Origin of the sequence: Niallia sp. RD1 (assembly GCF_024219955.1) — a bacterium.
Taxonomy (GTDB): Bacteria; Bacillota; Bacilli; order Bacillales; family Cytobacillaceae; genus Niallia; species Niallia alba.
On sequence record NZ_CP100420.1, the window covers coordinates 3,055,140 to 3,069,112 of the forward strand.

General features: G+C 35.9%; 12 protein-coding genes. All 12 read left to right on the forward strand.

Translation table 11 applies throughout. The features are described 5' to 3' along the window. Nucleotides 1-224: 224 nt before the first annotated feature. The 12 genes from pxpB to pcp all read left to right on the forward strand — a co-directional run bounded on the left by pxpB (nucleotide 225) and on the right by pcp (nucleotide 13,835). Entirely contained in the window at nucleotides 225-914 is a 690-nt protein-coding gene (pxpB, locus tag NKG37_RS14580) for a 5-oxoprolinase subunit PxpB (protein WP_254416402.1), read from the forward strand. After that, on the forward strand, nucleotides 911-1,930 hold the full coding sequence (locus NKG37_RS14585; protein ID WP_016204075.1) for a 5-oxoprolinase subunit C family protein: 1,020 nt from the start codon (nucleotides 911-913) through the stop codon (nucleotides 1,928-1,930). The genes pxpB and NKG37_RS14585 overlap by 4 nt, the downstream gene beginning before the upstream one ends. Nucleotides 1,931-1,942: 12 nt before the next feature. Beyond that, a complete protein-coding gene (locus NKG37_RS14590) occupies nucleotides 1,943-2,710 on the forward strand; it encodes an IclR family transcriptional regulator (protein WP_016204074.1) in 768 nt (255 codons plus the stop codon). A gap of 342 nt (nucleotides 2,711-3,052) precedes the next feature. Continuing rightward, nucleotides 3,053-4,054 (forward strand): ABC transporter ATP-binding protein, encoded by a 1,002-nt coding sequence (locus NKG37_RS14595; protein WP_101730205.1) that lies wholly within the window; start codon nucleotides 3,053-3,055, stop codon nucleotides 4,052-4,054. Next, nucleotides 4,044-5,042, forward strand: coding sequence for an ABC transporter ATP-binding protein (locus NKG37_RS14600; RefSeq protein ID WP_254414843.1), 999 nt, complete (start codon nucleotides 4,044-4,046; stop codon nucleotides 5,040-5,042). The genes NKG37_RS14595 and NKG37_RS14600 overlap by 11 nt, the downstream gene beginning before the upstream one ends. Before the next feature lie 38 nt (nucleotides 5,043-5,080). Next, nucleotides 5,081-6,661, forward strand: a complete 1,581-nt coding sequence (locus NKG37_RS14605; RefSeq protein ID WP_016204071.1) for an ABC transporter substrate-binding protein — start codon at nucleotides 5,081-5,083, stop codon at nucleotides 6,659-6,661. Nucleotides 6,662-6,734: 73 nt separating this feature from the next. Further along, the gene (nikB, locus tag NKG37_RS14610; protein ID WP_016204070.1) at nucleotides 6,735-7,667 is read left to right on the forward strand and encodes a nickel ABC transporter permease; all 933 of its coding nucleotides are present in this window, start codon (nucleotides 6,735-6,737) and stop codon (nucleotides 7,665-7,667) included. Beyond that, the gene (locus tag NKG37_RS14615) at nucleotides 7,664-8,590 is read left to right on the forward strand and encodes an ABC transporter permease (RefSeq protein ID WP_016204069.1); all 927 of its coding nucleotides are present in this window, start codon (nucleotides 7,664-7,666) and stop codon (nucleotides 8,588-8,590) included. The genes nikB and NKG37_RS14615 overlap by 4 nt, the downstream gene beginning before the upstream one ends. A gap of 12 nt (nucleotides 8,591-8,602) precedes the next feature. Next, nucleotides 8,603-9,430, forward strand: a complete 828-nt coding sequence (locus tag NKG37_RS14620) for a hypothetical protein (RefSeq protein WP_254414844.1) — start codon at nucleotides 8,603-8,605, stop codon at nucleotides 9,428-9,430. 200 nt (nucleotides 9,431-9,630) lie between these two features. Next, a complete protein-coding gene (locus NKG37_RS14625; RefSeq protein ID WP_254414845.1) occupies nucleotides 9,631-10,947 on the forward strand; it encodes an ISLre2 family transposase in 1,317 nt (438 codons plus the stop codon). 187 nt (nucleotides 10,948-11,134) lie between these two features. Beyond that, nucleotides 11,135-13,234, forward strand: coding sequence for a M14 family metallopeptidase (locus NKG37_RS14630; protein ID WP_254414846.1), 2,100 nt, complete (start codon nucleotides 11,135-11,137; stop codon nucleotides 13,232-13,234). A gap of 1 nt (nucleotide 13,235) precedes the next feature. Continuing rightward, nucleotides 13,236-13,835 carry a pyroglutamyl-peptidase I gene (gene pcp, locus NKG37_RS14635; RefSeq protein ID WP_254414847.1) on the forward strand — a complete coding sequence of 200 codons (600 nt, stop codon included), beginning with the start codon at nucleotides 13,236-13,238 and terminating at the stop codon, nucleotides 13,833-13,835. The last annotated feature ends 138 nt before the right edge of the window (nucleotides 13,836-13,973 follow it).

Sequence of the window (13,973 nt, forward strand, 5' to 3'; positions counted from 1 at the left end):
CACTCATAAAAGATGTGTAAGTTAATCTGACAATATAGTATTTTTTTGGAAGAGGGCATGCTAAGATTATTTATAATTAAAAAGCGGAACTTAACTTCTGAATTTCGGGAATCGAAAGCAAGGGTAGTTGTAACTGAATTTAGAAGTAGAAAGAGGTGATTTAACTGCTTGATGCATCTAGAATACAACATAATGTAATAATAGAATCTTTTGGCGATTCAGCAATTGTTGTTCGTTTTGGTAATTGCATTGACTCGGGTATTCATCAAAAAGTGCAAATGATAACTAACTATTTAGAAAATCATGCTTTTCCAGGATTTATTGAATGTGTTCCAGCATATACAAATGTAACGGTTTATTATCATCCATATTTAATTTATGAATCTTATAGAAAAACAAACAACCAATCTTTGTCTCCTTTTCTTATCGTGAAATCGCGAATGGAAGAGATTATAAATCATCTTGAAGAAGCAGAAATGACCACCAATCGAAAAATGGAGATTCCAGTATGTTATGGTGGAGAATACGGTCCTGACTTAGAATTTGTGGCAAGATATAATAATCTTACTGTTGATCAAGTTATAGCCCTTCATTCTAGTGGAGAATACTTTGTCCATATGATAGGTTTTGCACCAGGATTTCCTTTTCTAGGAGGAATGTCAGAAAAGATTGCGACACCAAGGCGTTCTACACCAAGACAATTGATTCCTGCTGGGTCAGTAGGAATTGCTGGAGTACAAACAGGGGTATATCCTATTGCTACACCTGGAGGATGGCAACTCATTGGTAAAACTCCCTTGCAACTATTCTTGCCCAATAAAAATCCTCCAAGTTTACTTCAAGCTGGAGACATTGTGAAATTTTTTCCTATATCAGAAGAGGAATTTCTTTTCCAGAAGGAGGAAGAAGCATGACAATTACTGTACTTAATTCGGGCATGCTTTCAAGTATCCAAGATTTGGGGAGACATGGCTTCCAGAAGCATGGCGTGATTGTTAGCGGGGCAATGGATAGCTATTCTCTTAGAATTGGTAATTTAATTGTCGGTAATAAAGAAGAAGAAGCTGGCTTAGAAATTACTTTGTTAGGTCCTACACTTTTATTTGAAAATGATATGCTTATTGCTATTACCGGAGGAGATCTATCTCCAGTAATAGAGGGGAGGAGTGTTCCATTATGGCGTCCTGTTTTAGTAAAAAAAGGAAGTGTACTAAATTTTGGAAAAATAAAGTCTGGATGCCGTGCTTATCTTTGTGTTGCCGGAGGATTCACTGTTCCTGAGATGCTGAATAGTAAGAGCACCTATTTACGTGCTCGTATGGGTGGTTATAAAGGCAGGGCTTTAAAAACAGGGGATAGGATTGAGATTAATTCGATATCTCATCTTTCTGAGAAACTTATCATTAAACTCCAGAACAACAAAGCTTTAGATGCATTTACTACAACCAACTGGTTTGTAGATTTCCATAAATTTATTACATTTTCTAATGAATACAGAATCCGAATTTTAGCTGGAAATCATTTTTCGATGTGCTCTACTAACAGTCAGATGAATTTTTATACTGGAAAATATACTGTGACTCCACAGTCTGATCGTATGGGGTATCGAATAAATGGGCCGGAAGTGAAACTAAACGAGAAATGTGAGCTGCTTTCTGAAGCGGTAACGTTCGGAACCATTCAGCTTCCCCCTGACGGCAATCCCATAATTCTTGTAGCAGATCGACAGACAACAGGTGGCTATCCAAAAATTGCGCAAGTAGTTTCCGCGGATTTATCTTTAATAGCACAAATAAAGCCAGGAGAAATAATTAGTTTTCAAGAAAGTACCCTACAAGAAGCAGAATACCTAATCATTCAAAAGGAAAAAGGAATGAGAGAGCTAGATATTTTTTTAAAAATGAAAATAAATGAAAATCGTTTCAACTAGGAGAGGTAAAGGATGCAAAATAAAAATAAAACGGTAATTAAATCAAAAGATATACTCACCCTTTTTATTACTTACCCAAAACTATCTTTTAATGAAATTATTTCCTTATCAGGGGTACCTAAGACATCAGTGCATCGTATGCTTGGTTCTTTAGAAGATATGGATTTTCTAGAAAAGGATGAAGAAGGAAAGTATTCACTAGGGCTATTATTCTTGCAATTTGGTCAATTGGTTGCAGACAGACTTGATATTCGCCAAGTTGCCTTGCCTATTATGCGAAATCTACGTGATGAGGTAGATGAAGCGGTTAATCTCATTATACAAGATGGAAAAGAAGCAATTTATATTGAGAAATTGGATACGAATCATCCTGTTCGATTATATACAGCTATAGGTAGAAGATCGCCTTTATATGCTGGGGCATGTTCTCGCATTATATTAGCTTATCTACCTGAAGATGAGAAGGAAAAGTATTTAGAAGAAGTTATTTTGGAGCCGATTGGTGAAGGAACTATTACAGACAAGAATGAACTTCGCTATCAATTAGAAGAAACCTGCAAAAACGGTTATACAGTTAGTAAATCAGAGCTTGAAAATTATACAGTATCCGTATCAGCTCCAATTTTTGATCATGAAGGAAAAATTATTGCTGGAATTAGTATTGCTGGTCCAGAAGTGCGTTTTCAAGAAGAGAAGCTTGATCTTTTTATTCAAAAGGTAAAAGAAGGGGCAAATGCAATCTCTGTAAAACTAGGATATAAAGTAGGCGTGCCACAGTAAAGAAGGAAGAATTAAATATATGCTGAATCTAGTATATGGAATAATTATCTAATAGAATGATTTATTATACAACAAAATGTAAAAATACTGTCAGAAGATCTAACAAAACATTTTACAATTAAATTTATCATGCTAGAATGAAACTCATAATAAATATTCGGAACTTAAATTCCAAATTTCAGAACATGAAACATTTATTATGAAAAATGATTAAGAATTCCGACAAAATGACAACTTTATAATTCGGAATATTTTTTTAATTTAAAAATTCTGAAAATTTAATATTGTGAGATTTTTCGATTAATTATATTCTGATATTTTGAATATAGAGGGGCTGATTTTTTGACAGAAGAAGTGTTAACTGTAAGAGATTTGGAAGTGGGCGTAACGGCAGGAGGAAGATATATCAACATTGTAAATAATGTCTCTTTTTCGTTAAAAAAAGGGACAACCCTCGGAATTGTTGGTGAATCAGGATGTGGAAAAAGTATGACATCTCTCGCCTTGATGGGCTTATTGCCTCCTGCTGTAAGCTATAAAGGTGGAATAATCAATTTAAAACAAAGAGACTTAACAAAACTTAAAAAGAAAGAGTGGAGGAAATTTAGAGGGAAAGATATTGCAATGATTTTCCAAGAACCGATGACTTCTCTCAATCCTGTTTATACAATTGGTTATCAAATAGTAGAACTTATTCGAAATCACCAAACTATAACGAAAAAACAAGCATATGAACGAGCCTTGCATATGTTAGAGCTAGTAGGGATTCCTCGACCAACGGAAGTACTCCATGAATACCCACATCAATTATCTGGTGGAATGCGACAACGGGTGATGATTGCAATTGCATTATCTTGTAATCCAGACATACTTGTTGCAGACGAACCAACGACTGCTTTAGATGTAACGATACAAGCACAAATTCTAGAATTAATGAAGAAAATACAAACCGAGCTAGATATGTCCATTATTCTTATCACCCATGATTTAGGAGTAGTTGCAGAAATGTGTGACACTGTCATTGTCATGTACGCAGGAGAAGTGGTTGAGGAATCAAATGTAGTAGAGCTTTTTCAAAATCCTAAACATCCGTATACAAAGGGATTATTAGAAGCTATACCGGACATCGAAAATGAACGGGAATACTTATCCTCCATTCCAGGGATAGTACCTTCTCCAGGCAATATGCCAAAAGGTTGTAGATTTGCCCCAAGATGTTCTATGGTCCATGAAAGGTGCAAAAAGGAGCCTCCAACTTTTTCAATTAATGAGAAATCAACCTGTAAGTGTTGGTTATATGATCAAGCATACGTAATGGAAGGAGTGCTTGCTGATGACAAATGAAGTTTTACTTGAAGTAAGGAATTTAAAAAAATATTTTCCCATTAAAGAAGGATTATTTGGAAAAAAAGAAGGCAAACAAGTGAAAGCTGTTGATGATGTTTCCTTTCAAGTTTATAAAGGAGAGACACTAGGGATAGTTGGAGAATCGGGTTGCGGGAAAAGTACGACAGGTAGATCGATTATTCGGTTATTAGAACCTACAAATGGCGAAGTTTATTTTCAAGGGAAAAATATTGCAATGCTTAATAAAGAAAAGATGAGATTACTGCGCAAAGATTTACAGATAATTTTTCAAGATCCTTTTGCTTCCTTAAACCCACGCTTGAAAGTTGGAGAAATCATAGAGGAGCCACTAATCAATTTTTCTTTATATGATAAGCAAGTGAGAAGGAAAAAAGTACTGAAACTAATGGATCAAGTAGGGTTAACAGCTAGTCAGATTGATCGCTATCCCCATGAATTTAGTGGGGGACAACGACAAAGAATAGGAATAGCGCGTGCACTGGCAACAGATCCTAAGCTAATTGTGGCGGACGAACCAGTCTCTGCTTTAGATGTTTCTATCCAATCTCAAGTTCTTAATTTGCTAAAGGATTTACAGAAAGAACTGGGATTGACCTATATGTTCATTTCCCATGATTTAAGTGTCGTGAAACATTTTTGTGACAGAATAGGGGTTATGTATTTAGGAAAGATGGTTGAAATTTCGGATAAACAGAGCCTATATAATGATCCGTTACATCCATATGCTAAGGCACTATTATCAGCGTTACCGGTTCCAAATCCTTTGAAAAAACGGGAAAGGATTATTTTACAAGGGGATGTACCAAGTCCTTCTAATCCACCTGCAGGATGTAGCTTTCATACTAGATGTAATGAGTGTATGGAAGTATGTAAATCGGTTACCCCGAAATTACAGGAATTTTCAGATGGAAGATTGGTAGCATGTCATCTTTACAATAAAGAACTGAGTGAAAAAATTAGCTAATAGTAGAAATCAATAACTAGGAAAATGGGGGACAAAAAATGAGAAAAACAATTAGTTTTAAATTTATATCTATTGTAGTAATAGGTATATTATTATTGGCTGCATGTAGTTCAAATTCGTCATCATCAAGTAAAAGTGATGATAATTCAAGTGAGGAAAATCCTGTTACAGACAGAGGTAATGAGATTGTAATTGGGGTAGGTACAGAACCTCAAAACTGGGATCCAATTGATACGTTTCGTTTAGATTGGAGTACGGTAATGACCTCTGTTTATGAAGGGCTTGTTACGAGAACAGTAGATTTAGAGATTCAACCAGGATTAGCAACTGAGTGGGAATATATTGATGACAATACATTACAATTTAAATTGCGTGAAGGAGTTGTCTTTCACGATGGAGAGCCATTTAATGCTGATGCTGTTAAGTTTACTTTTGATCGCTTACTTGGTGAGGAAGGTGCAAAGGGACCGCAACAAGCTAATTATACATCAATAGATCATGTAGAAGTTGTGGATGACTATACAGTAAATTTCATTATGAAAACGAAGGATCCTGTAATTATCACAAAACTAGCAGGCTATGGAGCAGTAATCGTACCGCCTAAATATATTGAAGAAAAGGGCGATGAATTTTTCAATAATAATCCTGTTGGAACAGGTCCGTTTAAGTTAACAGAATACGAATCAAATAATAAAGTTGTACTTGAGAAAAATCCTGATTATTGGCAAGCAGAGCTTCCAAAGTTGGATAAAGTAACTTTTAGAATAATACCAGAGTCTGCTACGCGACTTGCTGAATTGCAAACAGGCAAAATTGATATTATGAAAAAAGTTGAAGTTAGCCAAGCTGAAACAGTGAAAGATAGTTCATTTTTGAATCTAATAGAAGTCGGAACACCAACTGCTAATGCCATTCGCTTTGATCTTAATGAAAAACCTACAGATGATGTTCGAGTGAGACAAGCTATTAATTATGCGATAGATAAACAAGCGTTAATTGATGAGATATTAAGTGGATATGGAAAACCGATTGCTTCGTTCCAAAGTGAGTTATCATTTGGAAATAATCCGGATTTAGAGCCTTATCCATATGATGCTGAAAAGGCGAAAGAACTTCTTAAGGAAGCGGGTGTTGCAGAGGGAACAGAATTAGATTTCTATATTTCTGGAACAGATGCAACGTTTAAAGAAATTGCTCAAGCCGTAGCTTTCTTTTTAGAACAGGTTGGATTAAAAGCAAATATTAATAGTGTAGATAGTAATACATTAGGAACAGAATTAGTCCCTCAGGGTAACGCTGGTCATATGTGGCAACAAGGCTGGGGCGGATGGACATTAGATTTTGATAATACTGCTTACTTAATGTATCACGAAGGTGAATATTACAACCCTACTTTTAAAGATGATAAGGTAGAAGAATTGTTAACTGCTGAAAGAACCACTGTTGATCAAGAGGAACGTGAAAAGATTTTCATGGAGTTAACAGAAAGAGTTTATGAACTTACTCCTGAAATTCCATTATATTCTACAGTTGATTTATATGCCGTGAATAATAGAGTGAAGAATTTCCAACCACCACATGATGACCGTATGTTTTTAGAAAATGTCACTGTTGAATAAAGAAAAAGACCTAAAGGATAGTATGGTTCATACTATCCTTTATCTTAAAATTAATAATTAGGTGGGATCCGCATTGATACAATATATTCTGAGGAGATTATTGCATACTTTATTTGTTATTTTTGCGATTTCTTTATTAGTCTTTTTCTCTATTCGGTTAACGGGAGATCCGGTTGCTGTTATGTTTCAGGCTGGAGAACCAACTAATGAAGCGATTGAACAAATAAAGAAAAGTCTTGGGCTAGATGAACCTTTATATGTCCAATATTGGATATTTTTAAAAGGTATCATAACGTTTGATTTAGGAACTTCCTTTCATTCAGGCCAATCAGTAAGTCACATGATTGAAGATAGAATGGGAGCAACAGTTATTTTAGCTTTAGGAGGAATTGTGGTAGCGATATTAATTGCTTTCCCAATTGGAATCCTCTCTGCTTTAAAGAGAGGAACATTTATCGATTTTTCAGGTCGTGTTTTTTCCTTATTAGGGGTTTCTTTTCCAAACTTTTGGTTAGGTATTATGTTAATGATTATATTTGCTGTCAATCTAAAATGGTTTCCTTCTTCGGGGTATGAAGGGTTTGAATACTTAATTCTTCCTTCTTTTACACTTGGATTAATATTATCTGGAGTGTTAGCTAGACTAGTAAGATCCTCGATGCTTGAAACACTTAATCAACAGTATGTCTCAACAGCGAGATCCAAGGGAATAGCAGAATGGAGAGTTATACTATTGCATGCTTTCAGAAATGCACTAATACCAACTATTACTTTTCTTGGATTACAATTTGGCTCCTTGTTAGGTGGAACAGTTATCATTGAATTAGTTTATTCATGGCCAGGAGTTGGGAGACTAATTGTGGATGCCATTAATCAACGGGATTACCCTGTAATTCAAGGTGGCGTTATTGTCTTGGCTTTATTAATGGTAATAGTAAATTTAATTGTCGACTTAAGTTACAGCTTTTTTGATCCTAGGATTAAAGCAGGAGGGAGTGCAAAATGATGGAACCTTTAGTAGAAAAAGCTGAATCTACCATTCTTTCTAGTGAGATTGAAAAAAAGAAAAAGTCAAAAATAATGAAGTTTTTGGTGTTTCTGAAAAATAATTTAGGAGGAATGATCGGTTTATTGCTTGTACTGATAAGTGTCATGTGTGCTTTTTTTGCCCCATTAATTGCACCAATGGATCCTGGAGAAGCGAGTTTGACAGCTAGATTAGCTCCTCCTTCATGGATTGATGAATCAGGAGAATCAAGTTTTTTTCTAGGTGCAGATCAATTGGGAAGAGATCTCTTTAGTAGAATTATTTATGGGGCAAAAATCTCTTTAACAGTTGGCTTTTTTGGAGTTCTTATAGCGCTAGTTATTGGAACGGTATTTGGATTGATATCTGGTTATTTCGGAAAATGGCTTGATGATATTATCATGCGTGTGGCTGATGTTCAGCTTGCATTTCCTTTTATTTTATTCGCAATTGTTATTATGAGTGTATTAGGAACAGGTATTTGGAATATTGTGCTTATTCTTGGCTTAACCTATTGGGTGGGATTCGCTCGATTAATCAGAGGTCAAGTTATCACGCTTAAAGAGCTAGAATATGTTCAAGCTGCCAAAGCTGTAGGAGGCACTAATTTTTCTATTATTAGGCGACATATTTTCCCAAATATTATTTCCTCTATATTAGTACTCGGAACCTTATATATAGCTGAATTCATACTTTTAGAAGCGTCCTTAACTTTTTTAGGGCTTGGGGTAGACCCAACAATTCCATCATGGGGTGGAATGTTGGCTGATAGTAGAAATTATATAGCATCTGCATGGTGGACGTCGACTTTCCCAGGTATTGCTATTATGTTGACAGTATTTGGTTTTAATCTACTTGGAGATTGGCTTCGAGATAAATTGGATCCAAATTTAAAATTATAAGGTAGGGATGATATGAGGGATCTAAATTCTTTATGGAAGATAGGCGGATTACTTGCAGACAATAATAATGATGGAGTTCCTGATGGGGTAAATGTTTGTATTTGCTTAAGAGAAGATTTTATTCCAATAGCACTAATCGATTTTTGTGGAAGACTAGGCTTTGAAACAACAGCTCTTTCTTTTGATTTTTTTAAAGAATCAACAAAGTATGATTGGAGAATTTATTTTGAAAAAAATGACGTAGAAACGGCATGTCAAATTGATGCAAGTGGAAATCTAGTATTCACCTATAATAATGGGAAGGATTTGGATAAGCTGATTCGCTATTTTGCACATTATTGGCCAGGTGAAAATTTAGATGGACTAGTTTATAAAGTCGGCTTTCAGGAAAATGAATTTTTTGCATATGCAATAGATGGAAAAAGAATGCATCTACCCATTCCTGTCACTTCTATAGAAAAAGAAACTGAATATTATCCTATTCAGTCTTTATCTGATTTTTGGGATGGAATTGGTTTTACGAAGGTTAAAGAAGCAGCGCCTGCAAAGGAAACAAAGGTCGGTTTTCGTTTCTTACAACCTTGTACTAGCAATCTTATAAGGGAGACATGTTATTTAGCTGCTAGAATCGGCATGATGTCTACAGAGCTTCATTTCCCTCTGACTGGCAGTATTTGCAAGGATGGAATTACGATTGAATTTATTGATAGTAAGAGAGAAGAGGAAATTGTTTTTTTGCCGAACACTCAAATACTTCAGTTTAAAGGAAGATCTGCGATTCTTCCAAAAATGGTGAATTTTTTCAGTAGTAGCAAGCACTATTCTGAAGGGGGAGTATGAGTAAAATGTTTGTGGGAGAATAAATATCCTTTTTGTCTAGTTGGGGGACGAGTCCCCCAACTAGACAAAAAGGCCACCAAGCGAAAGCGCGGTAGCTGGAAAAAATTAAGTATTAAAAAAGAGAGCTTCCTTTTGTAAAGTAGAGTTTGACTAGAAAACTACGAAAAGGAGAGGCTCTCATGAATCAATGTAACATAAAAATGCCATCATTAAAAGAATTGGAAAAAACTTTATTTCGAACACTACAAATGACGTTTCAAGAAATCCTTATTCAAACGTTAGAAAATTGGGATCAAGAGATTGCCAAGCAACGAGACAAAAGAAGATTTGCTTTACGTGATAAACGAGAAATACGATTAGATACAGCGTTTGGAGCTGTGGAGCTGAAGCGTAATTATTATTTTGATCGTGTGACTAAAAAATATATTTGTCTATTAGATCACTATTTACAGTTTCAGGGGAATAAGGGATTTAGTCCGCTACTAGAAGAATGGGGGTTAGAACTAGCGACGAATGGCTCCTCCTATCGAAAGGCGGTGGAAACGTTCGAACAATTTTTAGGCTATTCGGCGATGAGCCACGAAGCATTACGGCAACATCTTCTTCAAACAAGCGTACTTCCCGCTAAGGAAAAACGCCCTTTTCAAAAGGTATTGTTTGTCGAAGTAGATGGATTATATGTGAAGAGTCAAGAAAAGAAAAAGCGTGGATGGGAGTTGAAATTCGCCGCTGTACACGAGGGATGGAAAGAAAACGGAAAGCGAATCAGGCTCCGAAATAAAAGGCATTTTCTTTATGAAGGAAAAGAACCCTTTTGGGAAGCCTTTGAAACGTTCTTACAGAATCATTATGCGTATGATCCTACCCAAACCTTGCTTATTATTAATGGTGATGGAGCAGGCTGGATAACGGCATGTCGGGAGTATTTTCGGGAACGCGCCTTTTTCACCATGGATCGTTTTCATGTCGCTCGTTCGATGAAGCAACTAATGAAGAGCCATCCTCGATACCGCTACATGAAAAGAGCGTTAAGAAACTACCAGGTAGAAACATTACTTCTAGAGTTGAATAGCGCAGTAGGAACAATGGATACACCAGAAAAAGAAGAAAAACTAGAGCATTTCCTTGCCTTTTTAACGCATCATCAGGAAACCATAAAAGATTACCGTAGTTGGTTACAGGAAAAAGGTGTGGACACGACAGCGTATCGTCCAATGGGAAGTGCAGAGGCGATGATGAATCAATTAGCCAAACGATTAAAGAATGGAAGAGCATGGAGCAAAAAAGGAGTCATGAGCATGGCGCGCTTGTGGATTGGATTGAAGGATGACCTATCCATCCAAACGATATATGGGAAATGGGAAAAAGCCACGGAAAAATCAAAGAAAGAGCATCGAGCGAAAAGAAAAATACCCACAAAATTAGTAACAGAAACCGTGCGTCAGAACATGCCATACTTAAATCAAGCGATTGGAAAACCCGTTCACTTTGCCTTACAGGGATTAAAAGGTTTTTAAAAAATGAGAGAATCAACAGTTGGAAGAACAAAACCAATTGGAAAGCGGATACAAACTTAGAGGTTTTACTTTATAAAAAAGGGAGCTAAAAAAACTCCCACAAAAACTTGACTCAATCGAAGGGGGATCCTATCTATCATGGGAACAAGAGCTGGAAGATAATAATAAGGCAATGAAGGAAGAGGTGATGTTTCATCTAAGATGGGAGGATGAGGATAAAGGGGAAGTACAAAGAATGGAAGAGCTATGTCAGCAACAGGCAAGCATTTATCAAGGGAGAAAAAATCTTATGATTGAAATCTTTCTATCGGAACCAACAGAGGTTCGAAAACAAGTGAAAGAACAAGTAGAAGAAATATTCGACACCAACCATGTAAAAGTTCGTTCTGCTTTCAAACCTGGATTTTTCTGGATTGAGGAAGAGATTCTTCCATTATTGAAGCAACATGCTGACAATATTAGCCACATAATGATTGAATGTGAAAAAGATTTATTAGCAGGAGTAGAATTACCAATTAGATGGATTCAAGAGTTATATCCAGTTGATTTATTAATAGAAAGAGAGATAGGAATTTTAGAGGGAAATATTCATTTTTCTCTAGTAGAAAGTCCTCCTTCTACCTATTGTTTGACAGCATATAATAGAGAGCAGCAAATAATCGTACGTGAAAAGCTGACCGTTCCTGTTCGTGAATTTCCCTATATAGATAAGGGTAAGAAAGTTTTCCCTACAACAGGATTGCTACGGATTAGAGAAAATGACAAATGCCTTTATGAAAAGTTACACATGACCGACAGAGAATCTTTTTATTTTTATTACCAACATGAAGTGATGGAGTTACTATTTAAAGAGATTGGCAATATAGAAGAAGGCCAAGGATTTTCCAAACCATTATTTGATCGAATAGATGTTTATATAACGATGAGTGAAGAAGAAAGAAAGCTTTTTCTGAATGAAGAACGAATCTCCTCTATGGAGGCATTGCATGAAGATATCTATTTTAATACATTAGATTACTTTATGCTAAAAGGGGAAGAAACGGTTGGGAAGGGGTATACTGCCCCTGGGGGTGTGCACCCTTTTGTGAAGGCAGTAAAAGCTGCGACTCCCTTTGCCGAAATAATTGCCTACAGGTGGCAATCAAAGAGTAAAGATAGGTGGCTAACAGAAAAAATTGATTTTACGAAGAATGGTGATGCTAGATTTGCTTACCTAGTAGATGTAAAGACAAACAAGCGTAAAAAGGTTGCTATTAAAGTAAATAAAATTTATAAGCACAGACAATCAGAACAGATACGGGAATGGTATCCTGCTGTTTCTTATAAAGGGAATCCGTTGCAAATACTAGAGATTACTGCTCCAATGAAGGAAGAGTTTCATTCTTCCATAAAACTATCCATCTATAAACCTACTATTTTTATTGAAGCAGGACATCATGCGAATGAAGTGTCCAGCACACCTGCTATTTTGGAGTTAATTCAGGAAATAAAAACGGATGTGTTACAAAAGGTTAATCTTGTCGTACTTCCTATGGCAAATCCTGATGGGAGAGAATTACATAGAAAAATGACAAAAGATAATCCGGAATGGAAACATCATGCTGCCCGCTATAATGCAGTGGGATTGGAATATCGTGATGTCCTTTACAAGGAAACAGAGTTTGGAGAGGCTGATGTTATTCCAGCAGTGATGAAAAAATGGGCACCAGATGTAATCGTTGATGGACATGGAATCCCTTCACATGAGTGGGTACAGCCATTTGCAGGATATAATAGTCCTCCAAGATTTCCGGTTTCATACTTTATCCCGAATGCCCTAATATACGGAATAGGTCGTCAGTTAAATAATAGTTCCCTCCATGTTGAGAATTTGAAGAATATTATAAAAAGTATTCAACAGAAAATTGTAGGAACGGATATTCAAAAAAAGAACCATTATTGGCTAAATCGATACAAAAAATATGGTCATAATTGGATTCCTGATATTTTCCCCCTTCAATTGCATGAGGATTTGATTTTTTACGTCTGGAATGTAGAAGCTAATGCTTCTGCGACCAGTGCCGTGTCTAGATTTCCAGATTGGATAGCAGCTGATATTATATCAGAAGCAGCAGACGAAACAGTGTATGATAAAACATTAGAAGCTTGTATAAAAGCACAAAAGCTTTTTCATACAGCTATTATTGAAACGATGATTCAAGGTAATATACGAGTGAATCATCGAGTTAATAAGAAGAAGCGTGCAATATATAGAAAAAGACCAATAAGACTTAATGAGGTGCAGTAATATGAAAAAACTACTACTAACTGGATTTGAACCATTTTTAGATTTTTCCATTAATCCTACAAAGCAAATTGTAGAAGAATTGGATGGAACTGCGATAAATGATTATATAATAGTGGGTAAAATTCTTTCGGTTGATTTCTCCAAATCTGGTAATGAAATATTAGATCATTTTGATTCGGTTACGCCAGATGCCGTCATTTCTTTAGGATTATCCGGTGGCCGATTTAAAATTACACCAGAACGAATAGGGATTAACTGTAATGATGGAGCCAAAGATAACAATGGCAATCAGCCAGTTGATGAAAAAATAATAGAAGAAGGACCTGATGCAATCTTCAGTACGCTTCCTATTCGCAAAATGGTACAATCACTTACAAAAAATGGTTTGCCAGCTGATATTTCCAACACAGCAGGTACCTATCTTTGTAATCATGTTATGTATCGAATGTTATATCATATTAAGATAAATCAACTTAATGTGAAATCTGGATTTATTCATATTCCGGCTTCCCATGAACTTGCTATTCAGCATGGGAAAATACCAAGTATGTCTCATGCTGATTTGGTTAGAGGGATTCGATTGTGTATCGAGGAGATGTGAGAGTGATATATCACATTCTATCTCGTGTTAAGCTCAGTTATGAGAGATCGGCCATGCCGGTCTTTTTTTATGAATCTATGAAGTATTAATACTTTATCAATTAAAACATTTTTTCACTATTATTTTTGTAATTTTAAA